Origin of the sequence: Nocardioides humi (assembly GCF_006494775.1) — a bacterium.
Classification (GTDB): domain Bacteria; phylum Actinomycetota; class Actinomycetes; order Propionibacteriales; family Nocardioidaceae; genus Nocardioides; species Nocardioides humi.
Window position 1 is genome coordinate 5,248,835 of the sequence record NZ_CP041146.1, and the last position, 19,269, is coordinate 5,268,103.

15 protein-coding genes are annotated in these 19,269 nt (G+C 69.6%); 8 read left to right on the forward strand and 7 right to left on the reverse strand.

What is annotated here, in order from left to right; all coding sequences use genetic code 11:
- On the reverse strand, positions 1-1,386 hold the full coding sequence (locus tag FIV44_RS25360; protein ID WP_141006873.1) for a hypothetical protein: 1,386 nt from the start codon (positions 1,384-1,386) through the stop codon (positions 1-3).
- A gap of 345 nt (positions 1,387-1,731) precedes the next feature.
- On the opposite strand from FIV44_RS25360, the gene FIV44_RS25365 reads away from it, so the two are divergent.
- Entirely contained in the window at positions 1,732-3,393 is a 1,662-nt protein-coding gene (locus FIV44_RS25365) for a BCCT family transporter (protein WP_219996167.1), read from the forward strand.
- A 177-nt stretch (positions 3,394-3,570) separates the two neighbouring features.
- Positions 3,571-4,515 carry a hypothetical protein gene (locus tag FIV44_RS25370; protein ID WP_141006874.1) on the forward strand — a complete coding sequence of 315 codons (945 nt, stop codon included), beginning with the start codon at positions 3,571-3,573 and terminating at the stop codon, positions 4,513-4,515.
- 40 nt (positions 4,516-4,555) lie between these two features.
- Here FIV44_RS25370 and FIV44_RS25375 read toward each other — a convergent pair whose 3' ends face one another.
- The 3 genes from FIV44_RS25375 to FIV44_RS25385 form a co-directional block, all read right to left on the reverse strand.
- Complete coding sequence (locus tag FIV44_RS25375; RefSeq protein WP_141006875.1) at positions 4,556-5,386, reverse strand: hypothetical protein; 831 nt, start codon at positions 5,384-5,386, stop codon at positions 4,556-4,558.
- Between the two features lie 353 nt (positions 5,387-5,739).
- Positions 5,740-6,840 (reverse strand): sensor histidine kinase, encoded by a 1,101-nt coding sequence (locus FIV44_RS25380; protein WP_181410820.1) that lies wholly within the window; start codon positions 6,838-6,840, stop codon positions 5,740-5,742.
- A 130-nt stretch (positions 6,841-6,970) separates the two neighbouring features.
- Positions 6,971-7,666: a response regulator transcription factor gene (locus tag FIV44_RS25385; RefSeq protein ID WP_141006877.1), complete on the reverse strand. Its 696-nt coding sequence runs from the start codon at positions 7,664-7,666 to the stop codon at positions 6,971-6,973.
- 191 nt (positions 7,667-7,857) lie between these two features.
- Here FIV44_RS25385 and FIV44_RS25390 point away from each other — a divergent pair, with 191 nt between their 5' ends.
- On the forward strand, positions 7,858-8,433 hold the full coding sequence (locus FIV44_RS25390; protein ID WP_141006878.1) for a hypothetical protein: 576 nt from the start codon (positions 7,858-7,860) through the stop codon (positions 8,431-8,433).
- A gap of 102 nt (positions 8,434-8,535) precedes the next feature.
- The gene (locus tag FIV44_RS25395; RefSeq protein ID WP_141006879.1) at positions 8,536-9,741 is read left to right on the forward strand and encodes an IPT/TIG domain-containing protein; all 1,206 of its coding nucleotides are present in this window, start codon (positions 8,536-8,538) and stop codon (positions 9,739-9,741) included.
- Here FIV44_RS25395 and FIV44_RS25400 read toward each other — a convergent pair.
- Entirely contained in the window at positions 9,728-12,538 is a 2,811-nt protein-coding gene (locus FIV44_RS25400; RefSeq protein WP_141006880.1) for a LuxR C-terminal-related transcriptional regulator, read from the reverse strand. The two genes, FIV44_RS25395 and FIV44_RS25400, sit on opposite strands and share 14 nt — an antisense overlap.
- 82 nt (positions 12,539-12,620) lie before the next feature.
- Between FIV44_RS25400 and FIV44_RS30865 the strand changes: the two genes are divergently transcribed.
- Both FIV44_RS30865 and FIV44_RS25405 read left to right on the forward strand, forming a co-directional pair.
- Complete coding sequence (locus tag FIV44_RS30865; protein ID WP_181410821.1) at positions 12,621-12,797, forward strand: hypothetical protein; 177 nt, start codon at positions 12,621-12,623, stop codon at positions 12,795-12,797.
- Entirely contained in the window at positions 12,797-13,321 is a 525-nt protein-coding gene (locus FIV44_RS25405; protein ID WP_141006881.1) for a hypothetical protein, read from the forward strand. Before FIV44_RS30865 ends, FIV44_RS25405 begins: the two co-directional genes overlap by 1 nt.
- Positions 13,322-13,328: 7 nt before the next feature.
- Here FIV44_RS25405 and FIV44_RS33390 read toward each other — a convergent pair whose 3' ends face one another.
- On the reverse strand, positions 13,329-16,118 hold the full coding sequence (locus tag FIV44_RS33390) for a helix-turn-helix transcriptional regulator (RefSeq protein WP_141006882.1): 2,790 nt from the start codon (positions 16,116-16,118) through the stop codon (positions 13,329-13,331).
- Here FIV44_RS33390 and FIV44_RS25415 point away from each other — a divergent pair.
- A complete protein-coding gene (locus FIV44_RS25415; RefSeq protein ID WP_246086612.1) occupies positions 16,050-16,838 on the forward strand; it encodes an S-methyl-5'-thioadenosine phosphorylase in 789 nt (262 codons plus the stop codon). The genes FIV44_RS33390 and FIV44_RS25415 overlap by 69 nt on opposite strands.
- On the forward strand, positions 16,838-17,875 hold the full coding sequence (locus tag FIV44_RS25420) for an NAD-dependent epimerase/dehydratase family protein (RefSeq protein WP_141006884.1): 1,038 nt from the start codon (positions 16,838-16,840) through the stop codon (positions 17,873-17,875). Before FIV44_RS25415 ends, FIV44_RS25420 begins: the two co-directional genes overlap by 1 nt.
- Positions 17,876-17,880: 5 nt before the next feature.
- On the opposite strand, the gene FIV44_RS25425 is transcribed toward FIV44_RS25420, so the two are convergent.
- On the reverse strand, positions 17,881-19,212 hold the full coding sequence (locus FIV44_RS25425) for a hypothetical protein (RefSeq protein ID WP_246086613.1): 1,332 nt from the start codon (positions 19,210-19,212) through the stop codon (positions 17,881-17,883).
- Between the last annotated feature and the right edge of the window lie 57 nt (positions 19,213-19,269).

The window sequence follows — 19,269 nt, forward strand, 5'->3', positions numbered from 1 at the left end:
TCAGTGTCGGCCCCGGGTGCGCCATTTGCGGTCGGGCCTGCCGTTCTGTTTCAGACGCGTGATGACGACGCGGTCGCTGCGTGAGCCCTTCGCGGTGGCCACTCCGGCCACCCAGATGCGGCCGCGCGCGTCGATCGCGACATCGGTCGCACCGGCCGATCGGGTGCCCTTCAACTTCTTGGCGCGGTACACGCCGTTGCTCGCGAAGCCGGCGTCCAGACCGTCCTCGCTGGCGTAGCGCAACACGGTGAGTCTCGGATAGCTCTGCCCGACACTCACGACCCTGCCGGCGGCATCGACCGCCATGGCGTCGCCGCCCTCCAGGAAGCCGGAGGTCACGTCGGTCAGCAACGGAGCGCCGTCGGGGAGCCCATCGGCGTCGTAGCGCTGAAGGAAGAACTGACCGTGCGTCGCACCCGACACCGTGTATCCGCCATGCGGTCGTGCCGCCAGCCCGCGGCTGAGGGCGCCCGTGACCGGGAGACCGAGGGTGTCGGAGGTGTAGCCGCCCACGTCACCGAACGAGGTGTCGAGCGCGCCGCCGGAGGTGAACCTGGCGACCCCGGTCTCGGACGGTTGGCCGATCCCGCGGAACACACGAAGCTCCACGACGACCCTGCCGGCGGCGTCGATGACCGTCTCGCCCGCCCCGGTCCCGACGTAGGGGCCTTCCTGCGCGCCGTAGACCGAGAGCCGCGCAACGCCGTGGTCGCCGAATCCAGGATCCAGGCGCCCAGCTCCGTCAAGGCGAGCCACGAGCGCCGCCGACGGCATGGTGCTCCGGCCCGACACGACCAGGCGGCCCGACGGTTCGATCGTGACCGCCGTCCCCGATGCGTGGTCGACCGTCACGACACCGCGACGGCCGAAGCCCTTGTCCGGCTTCCCCTTCTTCGTCAGGCGCAGCACGATCAGGCGGGCACGCTCCCCACTACTTGCGTTCGAGGCGCCCACCACGACGATGCGGCCACGGTAGTCGAAGGCGATGTCGGAGACAGCCAGGTTCTTCTTCACCTTCAGCCGCGCGATGCCGTCGCCGGAGAACGTCTTGTCGAGCCTGCCCTTCTTCGTGTACCTGAGCAGCGCGAGCCTGGGTCCAGAGGTGGTGGCGACGACCGGTCGCTGGCGGTGGTCCACCGCGATCACCGGGCCACTGCCGAGCGACGTTGTCCCTGCGCCGTGCGCCGTCGTGACCGGCGTCGACACGGTTCCGGCCGGGTCCTTCGCCCAAGCGGCCGCTACCGGGCTCAGCCCCGCGACGGCGACTGCCACGGTGAGAGCCCGGATCGCCGTCCTGCGGCACGAGCCGGTCCCTGAGCGCAGAAGGCGAGTCATCAGTCTTGTCGAGTTTTCGGAACGTGAGAGCTCGGTGATGTGCTGGGCCACGATTCCACCCTAGAAGTGCCGTCGCCGCGTGTCAGGTAGTTCGAGGTTTCGGGCGTCGCTGTGGGGTTTACTCTCGACGATCCCGGCGGTCGTCGCTTCGAGTGCGTGCGCTTGCGTGAGACGTCTCGGCGAATGGTCGACGGCGGGTGCGGGGCTCACACGCGGCGAGCCAAGCGACCGCGGCGAAGAGGAGCAGCACGAACAACGCATCGAGCAACATGAGTCTCATCGTGCCCCGGCTGCCCAGGCTTGTCATTCTGAGGTGGTACGGCTCGGGCAGCCCACGGCCCGCAGTTCCTGCCGGGTAACGTGCTGGGCCGAACTGTCCACAACCCAGGAGTCACCATGCCTGCGACTTTCACGTCCAGTTCGACGCGCGAGCCCGAGGAGCGCATGCCACCAAGTGGTCGGCGGCTAGTGACCGCACCGCGCGTCTTCTATCCTGCGGCGGGCCTGCTGGTCCTTTTCGTCGTGATGACCGCCGTGTTCCCCAAGAAGGTCGGCGAGGTCATCGGCGACCTGAACACCGGCGTCGTTCAAGATCTCGGTTGGTGGTACATCGCCGTCGTCTCCGGCTTCGTGTTCTTCGCGCTCTGGATTGCGGCCTCGCACATGGGCAACGTCGTCCTGGGCAAGGACGGCGACGAACCCGAGTTCAGCCTCGGGTCATGGTTCGCGATGCTCTTCGCGGCCGGGATGGGGATCGGGCTGGTGTTCTGGGGCGTCGCGGAGCCGCTGAACCACTACAGCTCTCCGCCGCCCGGTGCGGCAGCGGACACGGCATCCCAGGCGGCTCGCTCGGCCATGGACACCACCTTCCTGCATTGGGGCCTGCATGCGTGGGCGATCTACGTCGTGGTCGGCCTCGCCATCGCCTACTCGGTGCATCGACGGGGGAATCCGATCTCTCTCCGGTGGGCTCTCGAACCGCTGCTGGGGGAGCGCATCAAGGGCTTCTGGGGCGACGTCATCGATGTCATCGCCATCCTCGGCACACTCTTCGGCGTTGCGACATCGCTCGGGCTCGGCGTGAGTCAGATCGGTGCCGGGCTCGCGTACCTCGACGTCATCGACGAGCCGACCACGTGGCTGCTGATCGCGTTGGTCATCGTGATCACGTCGATCGCCCTGACCTCGGTGGTCACCGGCGTGGACAAGGGGATCAAGTGGCTCTCCAACCTCAATATGGTCGTCGCCGTCGGACTGGTGGCAGCGGTCTTGGTGCTGGGGCCGACGGTGTTCATTCTCAGCGACTTCGTCACCCAGATCGGGTCGTACATCGAGAACTTCTTCCAACTCTCCTTCAACGCCCGGCCCTTCCAGGACGACGGCAAGGCCTGGCTCGGGGGCTGGACAACGTTCTACTGGGGTTGGTGGATGAGCTGGGCGCCGTTCGTGGGCGTGTTCATCGCGCGGATCTCGAGAGGCCGGACCGTTCGTGAGTTCGTGATCGGCGTTCTGCTAGTCCCGACGCTGGTCACCTTCCTCTGGTTCGCGGTGATGGGCGGTACCGCCCTGCACGAAGAGCTCTTCGGCGACCAGACAATCGTCGATCCCGAGACCGGGGTGTCGACCAACACTGCACTGTTCCAGATGCTGGATCTACTGCCCGGTGCGGCAGTCCTGAGCGTGATCGCACTGGCGTTGATCGTCGTCTTCTTCGTCACCAGCTCCGACTCCGGATCCTTCGTCGTCGACATGATCGCGTCCGGAGGCGACCCCAACCCGCCTCGGTGGAGTCGTGCGCTCTGGGCCGCGCTCGAGGGCCTGATCGCCGCAGTCCTGCTGTATGTCGGGCTGAATGCGCAAGAGACCGATCCGAGTGTTAATCCCCTCGGGGCCCTCCAGACGATGGCGATCCTGCTGGCACTGCCGTTCAGCATCGTCATGGTTCTCCTGGCCGTCGCCACCGCCAAGGCATTGATGCGCGAGGAACGTCGGCGACGGCGTCACCAACGCGAGTGGCTCACCGAGCAGCTCACGAAAGAGCTCGACCGGGACCGCTGAGCACCGCATGTTCCTCGCGGGGTGGGGCGGCGCTGGCGCCGCCCCACCCGGCTATCCGTCCGACGAGGACAACTCGCTTGCAGCGCGATTCCTGATTCTCCTGTGCCGAAGGGCAGCGAGCGGTAGCGTCACATCGACGATCTGGCAACCGAGGCCGAGGCGTAAACCCGGGGAGACATGAGACGCATGATGACGGAGAGTCGGCGCCACCGAGGACGAATCGCGGCGCTGATCACCGGCGTGGTCCTGCCGCTGGGCGCCATTGTGGTCGCGTCTCCGGCCGATGCGGCGACTTTGAGTATCTCCGACCCTGTGGGTGACCTGGCGCTGGGCAGCAACGCCGCTGTCGACATCACACAGGTCGAGGTGAGCCATGGCTCGGAAAGCCTGACGGTGGCGGTGACGTTGGTCGACACCGGTGTCCTGCCCGCGAATCTCTCGGTCTATGTCGACACCGATGGCGACCAACTGCCGGAGTTCAACCTTTATGCATCGCCGTCGGGGGCGGCGGTCTACAACCACACCGACGAGTTCAGTTGGCAGGGCGGCTCGGTGGTGTGCTCGGCCGGCGTGAGCAATGCCGCGCAGGCAGGGAGACGGGTGCTGTCGCTGGCGGCTGCTCGGGCTTGTCTGGGCCGGCCCGCCAGCATCAGGGTCTACGTCGTGGCGGCGATGACCGGCGACGACCATAGTCGAGACTCCGCTCCCGGTGCCCCGCCGTTGGAGGGATGGAATTTCGACTGGTCCTCACCCATCTCGGCGGACGTCGCTGCGGCCCCGCTGTCGGCCCTGCCGCCCTCGGACCAGCCACCCGTCGTCGGTGGCAGTGCCAAGAAGAAGGGAGCCGGGGTCGTCATCAAAGTCCGTGACCACCTCCTCCTACCAGCCGGCGTCACCCAGGCCCAGGGCTGCCACGGGATCGTCAAGCTCAAGGTCAAGAGAAGCAATCGAGTCGTGGCCAAGGCCAAGGCCAAGGTCAAGAAGACCTGTGTCTACAAGAAGAAGATCAAGATCAAGAGTTCGCAGGTCGGCTCCGCCAAGCGGCTGAAACTGCTTGCGACCTTCACGGGAAACGGTTCGGTGGGGCGTTCCAAGGGCGCCTACACCGTGAAGGTGGAATAGCGACCGAGGAGAAACTGAGCCGAGGCTCCTCGGCTACCGGTCACTCACCCTCTGCGGGTGGCAGCACGCCGAACTCGGACTGCCGTGAGGGATCGATCTCGATCCAGGCGCACGGTGTGTAGTCGCCGTAGTCCTGGAAGTGGGAACCCTGGCCGCTGCCGACGAAGGGGCCGAAGTTCACGAGGAGCCAACCCTCGCGGTAGAGCCATGGGTGGCCGGAGAGATCGGCCTCGGCGAACCAGCTCAGTTGGGCGTCCTCGATCGCCCCGATGCTCGGCCGGGGGCCGGCGAGCAGGGTGATCCCTTCGACCGGCCACGTGTCGTCGTGGCCACGGGGCTGAGGGCAGATGCCTCCGTGTCCACCGAGTGCCGTGGCCAGGACCGGCCACCCGTCGGAGAGCGTGACAGCCCGCTCGACTTCCAGCGTGGGCTCGTCCGCGCAGGCGCCCTCGGATCCAGGCCGACGCAGGCGCTCCGTGATGAGGAAGGCGTTCTCGTCCGGCGCGGGGACCACCTCGTCGACCAACGGACCGCAGCGGTGGGTGCGGGCGATCGGGTTCTCGACCTGCGCTGCTGTCACTGCGGCCGGGTCCCAGGTCCAGATGTAGTAGATCGTCGAGAGGCTGTTGTCGTCCTGGACGACCAGCGGGACGAGCGCGTCCTCGTCGCCGTCGGCGTCCACATCCACGTACGCCGCCTTGCCGACCGTGACCACCGGGCCGGTGACGGGGTTCGTCGTCGTCGGTTCCGCGACGGGTGTCAGGTACCGCTGGCTCACCTGCTCCCGCCACTCGACACCAGTGAAGTCGAAATCCCGGATGGTCCGGGCCGAGGAGTCGGCCGCGTCGGACTCGGCGACCGGCTCGGACACAGGGTGATCGGCCCCGCCGGCGGATGACGCTTGTCCGCCACCGCAGCCGGACAGGATGAGCACAAGCCCGGCGAGAAGGGGTGGCGTCCGTCGGCGAGCTGTCGCAGTACCCGTGGCTCGGCCTCTGCCACGCCTCGCTCCCGGCCTCCTGGGGCGACCGTCGATCCTCTCGTGGAGCTTCTTGGTCAGATCCTGCATCTCTCTCATCCAGTTCGGTCGCCTGTCGAGCAGTTGAGAGCTCGCGGATTCGGCCCAGAGGAGCCTTCAGCGCACCAACCTAGCTTCGCCAGCCGGCGGGCGATGGAGGTTGCGGCGATTCTTCGGCGTCAGACAGGTACGGCCCGAGGCGGAGGTCAGCCGACGTCGACGGGGACGTGACCTCGGACCAGTGTTCCGCGGCCCGGCGCCGAGGAGATGTCGAGGCCGCCGCCGCTCGCGCCCAGCCGGTCGCGCATGCTGAGCATGCCGCCCGTGCCGGAGGTCTGGTCCGCGACGAAGCCCTGGCCGTCGTCCAGAACCTGGAACCACACCGTACCGTCGCCGGCTCCCAGGGAGACCAGGACGTGCTCGGCGCTCGAGTGCTTGGCGGCGTTCTGGAGCGCCTCGAGACAGCAGAAGTAGACAGCTGCCTCCAACTCGGGGAGATGGCGCCCGGGATCTCTCAGGTCGAGGGTGATTCGGAGTGGGTAGCGGTCGACTGCGGAGCGCAGCGCCTCGGCGAGGCCGTGCTCGGAGAGAACCGGCGGGTAGAGCCCCTGCGCGAGGTCGCGGACCTCGTTGTGGGCGATGTGGACCTGGTCCCGGAGGTCCTCCAGTTCGCGCATCGCCGCATCTGGATCTGTGTGGCACCGCGACCGCACGGCCGACAGCGCGATCCCGATCGAGATCAGCCGCTGCTGCGCTCCGTCGTGCAGGTCGCGCTCGATTGTGCGCCGTTCCCGATCCGCGGCCGCTACCACCCGGGCGCGCGATCGCCGCAACTCGTCGGCCTGTTCGCCCAGCTCGCGCTGCGCGTCCAGCGCGCCGGAGAGGGCGGCCTGGAGCCGGAGGCTGTTCTGGAGGACGACGAGCCCCACCATCGCAGCCAACGCCGGTGTGAAGAGCGCCAGAAGAGTACGGCGGATCCAGGCCGGTGTGGCTTCGCTGAGGCCGGTGACATCCTGGAGCTCGCCGGCCAGAACGACCGTGGTGCAGACGACGACCGACACGGCAACGTACGCCACGAGCCTTCGTCCCTGCTCGGTGCCTGTCGCCAGCACGGCGGGCAGCAGTGCGGCCAACATCATCAGCGGCCACGAGAAGGTAGCGGTCGCGGCGGCGACGACGGCGATGCCCCAGTTGGCGCCTGCCCACCACAGCACAGCCCGTTGGAGATCGCCGCGGCGCAGGGGGGCCAGACCGATGACCATCGTCACGCCGCACAGTGCGACCATCGCTGTGAGTGCCACCAGCACCGTCGAGTCGATCCACAGGACCCGGATCGCTGCCATCATCAAAGTGGCAGCGAGGGCGACGGCGATGTCGGCCAGTAGGAGGCGCCGGATCCGGACTGCCTGGGGCGTCAGCGACACGGTTCGTCCACCCTCATACAGAGTCGGGCGCCGACCACACGGCGTCGCGGCCGGCCAGGAACATCAGTACGGCCTTGACACGCCGGTTGCTGTCCACGTCCTCGTTGAGTCCGAGCTTGGCGAAGATCGCGCTGGCGTGCTTCTCAACGGCGTGCTCGGACACCCCCAGGACGCCGGCGATACGCGAGTTCGTCGATCCGGTCGCCATCTCCGCGAGCACATCCTGCTCGCGGGGCGAGAGCAGTTCCAACGGTGAGTCGACGCTCCTGGTACGCGATCGAACCAACACCTCGACCACGTCGTCATCGACGTACGACCCTCCGGACCCGACCGCGCGGATGGCGTGCGCCAGTCGGTCGATCTCGTCGACCCGGTCCTTGAGGAGGTAGCCGCGGCCGCGGCTACCGCCCTCCAACAGGTGCAGCACGTAGGCCGGGTCGAGGAACTGGGACAGCACCAGGACACCGAGCTCCGGATGCGTGGTACGGAAGCGCGTCGCGGCCTGGATTCCCTCGTCCCGATGGTGTGGTGGCATCCGGATGTCGGTCACCACGACATCCGGCTCGTGCTGGTCGACGGCGGCGACGAGTTCGTCGTAGTCGCTGCAGGTCGCGCAGACCCGCAGACCGTCGATCTCCGCGACGAGTCGGAGCACCCCCTCGCGCACGAGGAGGTTGTCCTCCGCGATCACGAGGCTGAGCTTCGCCACCTCATCGACGCTAGCAGCGGTTCGACGTCCGGTCACGCCAGCTGTCTGCGTTGCCAGGGTAGAGGAACCTCCCCTCGACAGTGGGGGTGACCCGACCCTCCACGGGGGAGGCAGCTTGGTTCCATCCCCGCGGACGCCGAGGCAGGGTCGGAGCCTCCGACGAACGAAGACGAGATCGAGAGGAACGACTCATGACGACGCAGCGCTCTCCGCACCGACGGCTGGCCGTGACAGGCACCGTTGCCGCCCTGCTCGTGGTGGTGCTTGCCGCGACACCGGGCTCCGCGAAGCAGACCGTTCACGCATCCGACCTCGCCAAAGGGGCGGTGACGTCGCCGAAGATCGCGAAGAAGGCGGTCAAGAGCGGCAAGATCGCCAAGGGTGCCGTCAAGCCCGGCAAGCTCAGCGACGGTGCGGTGCAGACGAGCAAGCTAGCGGCGGGCGCCGTGACTCCCGACAAACTCGCGTCCTCCGCGCGGCCGCTGTGGGCGGTCGTCTGGAGCGGCCCGGCCATCACCCGGGGGTACGGCGCGGTCTCGGTGGCGACCGAGGGCGTCAGTTGGCAGTTCCGACTCGTGTTCGATCGTGATGTGTCCGCCTGCTCGACAACCGCCTCCATGACCGCGGCCAACGCAGGCAACCCCGAGCAGATCGGCATGGTGTCCGTTGCGCCGTTCTCCGGTGACCCCAACGCAGTACTGGTCGTGACCCGCGACCACGACGGCGTAGGAGCCGCTCGTGGCTTCACCGTGCAGGTCATGTGCTGACCGCTCGGGCAGGCGTGGGACCGGAGTAGGTCCTACTCATTGTGAGCAACGCCGTCTTCTCGCGACGCTGCGTGACATGTCAGCTCATTCTCCCCGTCGCACGTGCCGCGCCGGCGCTGCGGTCACGCTCGTCCTTGCCCTCCCCTCACCTCCTTGGTCATGGCACCCGTCGCACATGGCGTCGAGAGCTCCGTCACGGTGAACTTCACCGACTGCGAGGTCCACAAGTCGCCCTACACGACGAACCAGCAGATCGGTGGCGAGACGGACTGGACCACCACGCTGCGGCTCGACCACCCGAGCCCGATCCCGGTCGGGGACGAGGTCACGGTCGAGGCCGAGCTCGGCCCGTTGCCGCCGGGCACGATGCCGGAGAGCATGGACGATCTGCGGGTGCAGGTCTACCACTTGGAGTTCGTGAACAGCGTCAGTGGACCACTGAAGCTCTACAGCGACAACTGGATCGGCGACTGGGACCGGAACACCCCACTGGCTCTCCCGGAGATCGAGCAGGAGGACAGCTATGCCGTTGCCGGTCTCTGGGATCACCGCCCCAAGAAGATCTACCTGCTCTTCACCGGAAAGGACGCAGGAGGCGAGTTCATCGAGTACTCCTTCGCGTGTGACCAGGTCGTCAATCCGCAGCCGATCCTGACCACGGCCGTCTACGACCTGTCGGCGACGCCATCCCTGGTACTCGACCGCTACCAGGCACAGCCCGGTCACACGGTCGCCTTCACCGGCAAGCATCTACTGGCGGCAGCGCCGACCATGCCCCGTGCCCAGGCGAATGTGACGGTGGGCGGTGTCCCTGCCGGGGCCGTGGAGGTCGATGACTCTGGAGCGGTTCGTGGAGGCTTCACGGTGCCTGCTGGGCTCAGCGGCACCGTCGAGGTACGGGTGTCCAACGGCATGCGGTCGGCCACCGCTCCGCTCGCGATCTCCGCACTGCCGGGCGGTGGAGTCGGGGGCGTGGACGTGAACAACCCCGCCACGTGGCACCCCCACGCTCAGGGCGGCCTCGTCGACCACCAGGCCAAGGTGAGGGTGGCGGCCAAGAAGGTACGCACGGGCAAGAAGCTCAAGCTGGGCGGTTCCGGCTTCGCGCCGGGAGAGGCCGTCGTCATCAGGGCCAAAGGCAGGAAGGGGAAGGGCAAGAAGCTGGTCACGAAGGTCGTCAACGCCAACGCCGCCGGCGCCATCAAAGCCAACCTGAAGCTCAGGGGCGCGGCCAAGGGCACGTGGCGGCTCACCGCGATCGGTGTCGCCAGCGGCCGCGGCGGCGCCACGAAGTTCAAGGTGCGCTAGCAGGGATGGCCAGGGCGCGCCCGGCCTGCTCGTCCCCGCTCGTCTCGGGGCCGAGCAGGCCGGCCAACTCGTCCCGGCCGCCGACGCCGAGCTTGCGGTAGACCCGGGCAAGATGGTTGTCGACGGTGCGCACCGACAGCCCGAGACGCTCGCCGATCTCGCGACTACGCACCCGCTGTGCGGCGAGCCGGGCGATCTCCGTCTCCCGTGAGCTGAGTACGACCGAGGAAGTCGGCCATGCCCCGAGCCCATGGGTCGAGCGCAGGAGGATCCCGTGGCGGGTGGCGCGATCGGCCGACTCGTGGCGGCCCGCCTCCCGGTGCATCCGCCCAGTCTGCTCCCAGCAGTCCGCTGCCCGGCCGACCAGCCCCATGTCGCCCAGACGCTCTGCGCAGCGGCCCATCGCCTGTGCGGACCCGGCGTCGTAGGCGTCGATCCGCTCTGCCAGCGCGATGGCGACACCGCTGCGGCCGGCGTGACTGCGCAACTCGTCGGCGAGCCGAGGCGATCGCGTCGACATCCAGGCCTCGTCCAGGGCGAGTACCCCGAGGTGGCCGTGCATCTCGGAGAGAGCGCGCCGCGCGGTGTCCACCAGAACACTCACGTCGCGGTCCCGGTCGGCGCGCGCCCGGGCCAGGTGGAGGGCGACCTTGACGTCGCTCGCCGCGGGCCGGTCGAGGCTCTCGCTCGGCAGCGACCGGCCCAGGCGGGCCGCGACGGCCGTCTGGAGGGCATCGGCGGTCGCACGGAGCCCGGTGAAGTCACGCCACGCGAGATGGCGTACCGCGCGACGGGCCAGGACGGCCGCATCGTCGAGCCGTCCGCAGTGGAGGGCGAGCTCGGCGGCGGCGTACTCCCACATGCCGAGCTCGGGTGCGGCCTTGTGAGCAGCGGCGTCCCTGCGGCGCATCGCCAGTCGGGTCGCGACGGCCAGGTCGCCGTCGAACACCAGTGCCAGGAACCGGGAGAGCTCGAGCAGGCTCTCCGCGTGCGGTGGCGCCAGTCCCGTGTCCGGGAGGGCGGCGAGTCCTCTCTCCACTTCGGCCAGCGCCGCGCTCCGACTGCCGTCGAGACTGGCGATCATGGCGCCGATCACCGCGGTCCCCACCACGCTTCCGGCATCGACGTCGGCTCGGGTGGTGCGGGGCGCATCCACACCCGTCTCGCCTGCCATGAGTCGCCACTTCACCAGCTCGGTCGTGAGAAGCTCTCTCGCCTCGCCGTCGGCGAGCGACTCGACAATGGTCTGGACCTCCGCCACGGCCCGCGGCGCATCGCCTCGCCGGACGGCATGAAGCAGGCCGAGCTCCTGACCGATCCGCAGCATCCACCTGCCCGTGTCCCGGGTTTGCGATCCCTGTCGCAACTCCGCGCGGGCAGCGGAGAGGTGGTGCTGCGCCTTGTCGACGTGTCCCGCTGCGGAAGCGGCGGCGGCCAGGAGCACCCGTACCCGAGGGTCCTGGGTCGGGGCCGCGCGCAGTACCTCGGCCTGCTCGTCGGTGGTGAGCCGATGATCCTGAGCAGTCGCCAGGAGTACGTCGGTCGGCACCGTGCTACCGGCGCGGACGGACAGGAGGACGGCCCGTGCGGTCCAGCGATGGTCGTCGTCGCTCGTGAGCAAGCGACGGGCCGCGGCCGCGCGGTCTCGTAGGACCACGTGCGGCAACGAGCCGAGGGTCACGTGTCGATCGAGCGTTCGGCCGAACGCGATCTCGTCAGCGTTCTCGACGAGAACACCGTTGGTGAGGTGAGCATCCAAGCCGGGAAGCTGCGTGGCCGAGGCGGATGGCAGTGAGCCTGCGACGGCGACGAGCTCGGCGGCCCGACGTTCCTCGGCGGACCACGTGCGTGGGCTGACGCTCCACCGGAGAACATCCACGGGTGCCGGGGTGCGCCAAGCGATCTCGATGCCGCCCGCCGTCGACCGGGCTGCTTTCACTCCGGCGCTGATCAGGGTCGCAGCTACCGCGGGGCGTCCGTCGGCGTGCGCCAGCAGTGCTGCCCCAGAGGATGCGGTGAGCTCGCCCTCCAGATGGGTCGCGGCCATGGCCAGGATCTCGTCTGGTGTTGCCGCTGGGATGGGCCTCTCCTCCCACCGTCCTGAATCGATCCGGTTCCTGAGGGTCGGATGCAGTTCGGAGATGTCGCCGGTGACCAGAGCCAGCGATACCGCCAGGCGGTCCAGGTGACTCGTGAGGACCGCCGAGCCGGGGTCGAGGAGGTGGGCGTCGTCGATGATGACGACGGACGTCGGCCCGGCGGTGAGGTACGCCGGCAGCCGGATGTACGCAACCAGCCCGGGGTCGTCGGCGGCGGAGACGCCAGCCTCCATGAGTAGCGGAGCGAAGGGGACCAGGGGAACATCCGTCCGATCGGTTCCGGCGACCTCCGCCACCGCTCTTCCCTCCGCGCGCAGCGCCTCGGCGATTCGCCGGCTCAGCCAGGTGCGTCCGGATCCCGGCTGTCCGGTGAGGACGACCGACCGGTCGGCGCGTAGGAGGTCGACCACGTCGGCGGCGTACGGATGCAGAGTCACGGGCTGATTCTTGGAGGGCGGCGGCTCGTCCGTCCCCGACTGCGGACAGGTTGAGTAGGACCTACTCACGTCATGGATCTCTGAATCCGGTGATCCTCGGCGCATGAATGTGCTCCCTTGCATGCGCGCCTCCGCCTCGCTGCGCCTATCCGCCCTCGTTCTGCTCGCCGTGACTGCCTCGTCGGGGTGCGGCGACGCCCACCCCGGCTCCGACACCGCGGCATCGACAACCGGCTCCACGCCGTCCTCGGAGATCGGCACCGGCGACCCTGCACCCAACAAGGCAGGGGTCGCGAACGAGCTCGAGGGCCTCGGCACGGTCCTGGAGATCTCACTGCCCGACGTGACGTCCTACTCGGTGGTCGACCGCACCCTGACCATCCACTTCGACAGTGGGAGCAAAGCCGACGTCACGGCGCACTGCTTGATCAGCCGCAGTGCCGCAGGCGGACTCGGCCTGCCGGAGGACTACCGCCTGGTGATGGCCTATCCCGACGGCGAGCAGGAGTGTGCGCACTGATGCGGACCGGGCTGAGGACCGGGCTGCGGAGCACTGTCGGGATCGCCGCCCTGCTCGGGGCCACCCTGCTCACCGGCTGCTCGGAGGATCTCGGCGAGCGGCTGGCCGAGCGTGCTGTCGAGGAGCAGTTCGGCGAGGGCGCCCAGGTCGACATCGACGCCGACGGCGTCCGGATCGAGGACGGGGAGGGCAACTCCTATGTCTCGGGGACCGGCTTGCCCGTCGACTTCCCCGACGACATCCCCCTGGTGGACGGCCGTGTGCTGAGCGGTGTCGCCGTGGACGACCGGGAAGCGCGAGGGTGGAGCGTGAACGTCGAGGTCGACGACGATGCCCAGGCGGCGTTCGACGCGGCCGTTCTCCTGTTGGTGGAGGCTGGGTTCAAGGAACAAGCAGGGCTGCCCGCGGGTGTGCTGAGCGCCCAGCTGGTCAATCGGACCTGGAGCGTCGTGCTGGCGGTGTACGCCGACCCGTCGGCGCAGACGGCGACCGTCGGCTACACCGTGGGCGACTCGGCGAGGTGAGGTGCGCTCAGGCGGTGGAGCTGTCGAGCAGAGCGCGCAGTTCGCTCCGACCGGATACCCCCAACTTCCGGTAGATCCTGGTGAGGTGGTTGTCGACCGTCCGGACGGACAGGACGAGCCGGTCGGCGATCTCGCGGCTGCTCAGGCGTTGACGGACCAGCTCGACCACCTCTCGCTCGCGGCCGGTCAGCACGTCGTCTCGCCCGGACGGATCGCTGCTCTGTTCCAGCCGTCGCCGCTGGTCCCGCACTGCCAGCAGCTCCACCGTCGCCTGACGGACGGCGGGCCATCGTTCGGCGTACCGGAGAGCGTCGACCGCGGCCGCCTGCATGCCCGCCGCTGCGAGTCGGCCGGCTGCGTCGCGCACCTGCTTGGGCTCGCGACGGACGAGTGCGACCGCCGCGTCACGTAGCGCGACGTAGAGAGCGAGACCGTGACCGACGCGGTCCAGGATCTCTTGGAGCAGGGGCGCCGCGTCGCCGGGCCGACCGATCCGTAGGCACACCGCCAGCGTGATCGCGGCGACGAGGTCGTGCCCGGCCTCGATCGCGCCCCGGCACGCGTCGATGACCAGCTGCGCGGCTGCGGACGGGTCGCCGCCCCGAGCAGTCAGGTAGGCGTGTGCCTCGGTGACCTGCATCGCAGTCTTGGGATCCCGCAGCTGGGCAGGCAGGAGATCGTCCAGCAGGCCGTTGGCCGTGGTGACGTCGCCGTGTTGGGCCTCCACGTTCGCCCGGAGTGCGAGCGCGAAGCCCAGGAAGCCCAAGGGATCGCGCCAGCGGAGCTGCTCCACGGCGAGGTCGGTCAGCGAGCGGGCCTCGACCAGCCGGCCACCGTACATCCGGTGGAGGCCGAGGGTCAGCGACCACATGCCGGCCGCGTCCGGCGTGCAGACGACTCGTTGCTCCTCGCAGATCCTCGCGGCGGCGTCGCCCTCTCCAGAGGAGAGGAGCAGGAAGTACTGCTGGAGGTGCACCATCGCCGCCGCGAACGGGTCGAGGATGCCGTGCTCGTCCTCGATCCGGGTCAGCACCTGCGCGGCTTCGCCGGTGACCCGGCCACCCATCGAGTCGAGCATGACTGCGGAGATGGCACCCCGCACGGTCACCTCCGGGTCCGCGTCGGCCGCCTGCTGGTCCAGTCGTCCGGTGGGCACGGCTGCGATCTCGCCCGTGAGCATCCGCCAGGTCCGGATCTCGGGATCCAGCAGCCGACGGTCCTGGTCGGTGAGCTCGGAGACGGTGCGCTCGGCGAGGCTGAGCGCGGCCGCCACGTCGAACCGACGGTAGGCGAGGTGCGTTCCCCAGCGCGAGACCAGGAGAGCGTGGTCGGCCGAGGCTGTCGCGGTCGCGCTCGCTGTACGGAACGCGGTGTCGGCCTCGTCGAGCCGACCGAGTGCCGACAGCGCACTGGCGTGGTCGACGAGGACACCGAACGAGCGCGGTCGTCCGGGATGGCACAGATGCAGGCGCTCGGCCAAGTCATGGGCGATCGCGTGCTCGCCCATCGCGAACGCCCGGCGGACTGCCCACGCCAGCTCGGCCTGTCCGGCCCCGGCCTCGGTGTCGCAGCGCAGCCGGACAGCGGTGAAGCGCAGGTCGTCGTTGCCGTTGGACTCCAGGCGAGCGGCGACCGTCGCCAGCACCTGTTCTCTCTCGGCGGTGCCGAGGGTGTCGGTCGCGACCTCGCCGACGGACGGATGGGAGACCCGCAGGACGTCTCCTGGTCGCAGGTCCACTAGCCCGCGGTCGAGAAGCTCGCCGACCAGCCGTTCCTCCTGAGGGAGCAGGAGGACCGACCGTGGCGCGGAGGCGCCGAACGCGACGAGCCTCAGCACGGCAAGGGCGTCGCCGTCCAGTTCGGCCAGCCGGTCGGTGATGGAGGAGCGTACGCCGCGGGGAAGATCGACAGGGTCGATCTCGACTCCCGCGTCGACCTGACGTATCAGGCCATGGCGCTCGGCGAGGGCGATGATCTCGCGCAGGTGCAGCGGATTTCCGGCTGTCTGATGGTGCAGCCGGCTGACGTCGTCAGGTCGCGCCGTCGTGCCGAAGCGACGGCGCAGCAGATCGTCGGTCTGGGTGCGGGTGAGGCCCGCGACGTCGAGCAGCTGCAGGGCGCCCTCCACCGCCAGCCGTTCCAGCGGACCGGCCAGGCCGTGTTCGGTGCGTGCCGTCATGATCGTAGGCACCGCGAAGGCGCGGACAAGCTGGTGGATCACGGCCGCCGACGCGTCATCCAGGAGCGGGGCGTCGTCGACGAGCAGGAGGAGGCTGTCGGCGCGGGCCCCGAGGGCGGCGATCAGGTCGCGCGTGGTGAGGCCTGTCGGGGCGCGGTAGCGGACCCCGATGGCCGGCAGGACCGGCAGAAAGGGAGCGAGCGGAGCCTCGCGCAGCTCTGTCAGTCCCACGATCGCCAGCGGTGTCAGATCGCGCGCAGTCGCCCTTTCCGCCACACGCTGCGCGGCCGTGGTCTTCCCGATGCCGGACGGTCCTCGGAGCAGGACCGCACGCGGGCGCCGGGATGTGAGCTCGCGCTCGACGGCTCCCTCGATGTCGGGGCGGTCGAGGATGGGCCAGGGCATGGGCCGCAGAATAGGGGAACAGCCGCGGCATGGGCCGTGTCTTACCGATCTGTGACAGATGCTCGTGAGGCTGTCCCCATGGGGTGGAGGGCTGCGAGTGTGGGGCCTATGGTGACGAGTTCGGTGGGCGGTGCTCGGTCGGCGGTGGCTGCCGAGATCGCGGTGATCGGGGGCACTGGCTTCTATTCGTTCATCGAGGACGGCCTTGAGCATGACGTGTGGACGCCTTTCGGCGAGCCCTCGGCCCCGATCACTGTGGGGGTGATCGGAGGTCGTCGGGTGGCGTTCCTCCCGCGGCACGGCGCGGGGCACCGCTTCCCTCCGCACGCGATCAACTACCGGGCCAACCTGTGGGCCCTGCGCTCCCTGGGGGTCCGTCAGGTGCTCGCCCCGTGTGCGGTCGGTGGCCTGGATCCGGGGCTCGCGCCGGGCGACCTCGTGGTCCCCGACCAGCTCGTCGATCGCACCCAGGATCGTGTGCAGACCTATGTGGAGTCCGGAGCCGTCCACGTGCCGTTCGCCGACCCGTACTGTCCGCGCGTGCGCCGCGCGCTGGTCCGGGCCGATCCCGATGTGCGCGACGGCGGCACGATGGTCGTCGTCGAGGGGCCGCGGTTCTCGACCAGGGCGGAGTCACGTCAGTACGCCGCCGCGGGTGGCACGCTGGTGAACATGACCGGTCATCCCGAGGCCGTACTCGCCCGGGAGATGCGCACGTGCTACGCCGCGCTGGCGCTGGTCACCGACATGGACGCCGGTGTCGAGACCGGCGAAGGGGTCGATCAGGTAGAGGTCTTCGCACGCTTCGAGGCGAACCTCGCCCGGCTCGGCGCGCTGCTCAGGGCGGCCGTCTCGTCGCTGGGAGACCCTGCCGGCTGCTCCTGCTCGACCTGGGCGGACGACCTCGCACTCACCTACGACGTGCCGGGCTAGTGCGGGTCCTGCTCACCGGCTCGGCCGGATTCATCGGCTGCGCCATCGACCGCGCGCTCGTCGCGGCCGGCCATGAGGTGGTGCGTGTCGACGTGATGCTTTCCACGGCCCATGCGGATCCTGTTCCCGACGCGGGCACGCACGTGCTCGACGTCCGTGAGGCCGGATCGTGGTGCCGGCTGATGGAGGGCGTCGACGTCTTGTGCCATCAGGCCGCCCTCGTCGGCGCGGGTACGACGGTGGCGGACCTGCCGCTCTACGCCGCCCACAACGACCTCGGGACTGCAGCCGTACTCGCCGCGGCGACTGCCGCGGGCGTCGACCGTCTGGTGCTCGCATCCTCGATGGTGGTCTACGGCGAGGGCGCCTACGAGTGCGTGGCCCACGGCCCGGTCGTGCCGTCGGCGCGCTCTCCCCAGGCGCTCGCCGCGGGAGACTTCGAGGCACGCTGTCCTTGTTGTGACGGCCTGCTGGCCTCGCTGGAGGTCCGGGAGGATGCGCCGCTGGCGCCACGCAGTGCGTACGCCGCCAGCAAGGTCGCACAGGAGCACTACGCACTCGCCTGGGCGCGCCAAGCCGGCGTCGCTGTCACGGCGCTGCGCTACCACAACGTCTACGGTCCCGGGATGCCCCGAGATACGCCGTACTCCGGCGTCGCGGCGATGTTTCGCTCCTCGCTCGAACGCGGCGAATCACCGCAGGTCTTCGAGGACGGCAGGCAGCGGCGGGACTTCGTGCACGTCGACGACGTGGCACGCGCCAACGTCCTGGCGGTGGAGGCGGTCGCCGCATCGGAACCCGGCACCTTCCGCCCCTTCAACGTCGCGTCCGGACGACCTATCACCATCGCGGAGGTCGCGATACTCCTCGCGCAGAACTCCTCGCTCGCGCCGTCGGTGACCGGGGAGCATCGCCTCGGCGACGTCCGCCACATCGTCGCCTCCCCGGCGCGGGCGGCGGTGGAGCTGGGCTTTCGCGCTGCGGTCTCCCCCGAGCAGGGGCTGCCCGCGTTCGCCACCGCGCCGCTACGCGGTTGATCGCCTCACCAGGTCGTGTAGAGCAGATGCTGCACTCCCAGTGCGGCGACCACCTGCAGAGCGAGCGCGCCGCGTCGCCAGGACGCCGGCAACAGCGCCAGCCCGACCGTGAGCCAGGGCACGAACGGCAGCCAGATCCGCTCCACCTCGGCCTTGCTCATCAAGGTCGCATCGGCGACGAGCACCGCCACCAGCGCCCCGCCCACCAGCGACGTCGCCACCCGTTCGTCGCGGCGCGCCGCCCAAGCGGCGCCGACGGAGGCGCCGATAAGCACGCCACCGCTGAGAAGCAGGGCTGCGAGATTGCCCCACAGCCAGTACGACGCCGGACGCTGCGCCGCGATGCCGTCCCAGTACCTCTGCCGCAGTACCGGGAGTGCCTCCCACCATGCGAAGCCGAGGGCCGCGAACCCGAGCGCCATCCCCAGTGCCACCGCAGCCGCGACCGGCAGCGGCCACCAGCGCCGGGCGGCCACCAGCACTGCTAGGGCCGGCAGACCGGCGAGCGGCATCCCGTACGACATCTGCACGGCGTACCCGAGCAGGACTCCCGCCACCACCGCCCACCCCCACCCCTGGCGGAGAGTGGTGCGAGACGCCAGCGCCAGCGCCGCCAGCCCCCATGCGACCACCGTCGCGATCACGGCGTCTGCGGACACGGCGAGGAAGACCCCGGCGGGGGTGACCACCAGATAGGGCGCTGCCTGGCGGGCGAGATCCTCATTCCCGAGCGCACGCACGGTCACCAGCACCGCAGCGGGCAGCGACGCCGCAAGGAATGCCACCACGATGCCGGCCATCAGGTCGCCGCCGAGCCCGAGCCGGACGAGCAGGACGAAGAGCAGGAGCATCCCGGGCGGGTGGCCGGCGACATGGGTCGGCCAGTGACCGGGGGAGTCGTACGGGATGTGGTCGATGTAGGACGCCAGCAGCGCGGGCACCGAGCCGACTGCGCGGGCGGTGCCGAGGTACTCGTGCCGGTTGCCCAGCACGCGCGAGAGCCCGGCCGGCCCGTCGACGAGCGCGAGCCCGAGCAGCCAGGCCGAAGACGCCATCCAGCTCACCGCAAGCAGCCGGCGCCAGCCGAGCCACCCGGCGACCCGGTGTCCCCGAAGCACCACGGCGAGGCCGACCAGCACCGCCAGCGGAGTCCCAGGCCCCACCTTGACTTCGCGGAACCCGTGCAGCGGGGGAAGGCCGGCGATGTCGTCGGCCCGCTCCCGGACGTCCCAGCCGGTGAGGACGGGCACGAGGACGGCCGCCAGCACGAGGAGCCCGGCGATCGCCGAGCCGCACAGTGCGGCACGACGGACGTCGGTCGTGCCCGTCTGCGCCATGTCACCGACCGTAGGTCGCGTCGTCGGCCCGTACGTGCGGGCAGGGATGGTGTCACG

Bases quoted from the DNA above. Each gene is read 5' to 3' on its own strand.
- FIV44_RS25390 (WP_141006878.1), top strand. From the start codon at position 7,858: ATGACGACGCAGCGCTCTCCGCACCGACGGCTGGCCGTGACAGGCACC.
- FIV44_RS25365 (WP_219996167.1), top strand. From the start codon at position 1,732: ATGCCTGCGACTTTCACGTCCAGTTCGACGCGCGAGCCCGAGGAGCGC.
- FIV44_RS33390 (WP_141006882.1), bottom strand. From the start codon at position 16,118: ATGCTCAAGGCCGTCCTCGATGAACGAATAGAAGCCAGTGCCCCCGAT.
- FIV44_RS25425 (WP_246086613.1), bottom strand. From the start codon at position 19,212: ATGGCGCAGACGGGCACGACCGACGTCCGTCGTGCCGCACTGTGCGGC.
- FIV44_RS25370 (WP_141006874.1), top strand. From the start codon at position 3,571: ATGAGACGCATGATGACGGAGAGTCGGCGCCACCGAGGACGAATCGCG.
- FIV44_RS25405 (WP_141006881.1), top strand. From the start codon at position 12,797: ATGCGGACCGGGCTGAGGACCGGGCTGCGGAGCACTGTCGGGATCGCC.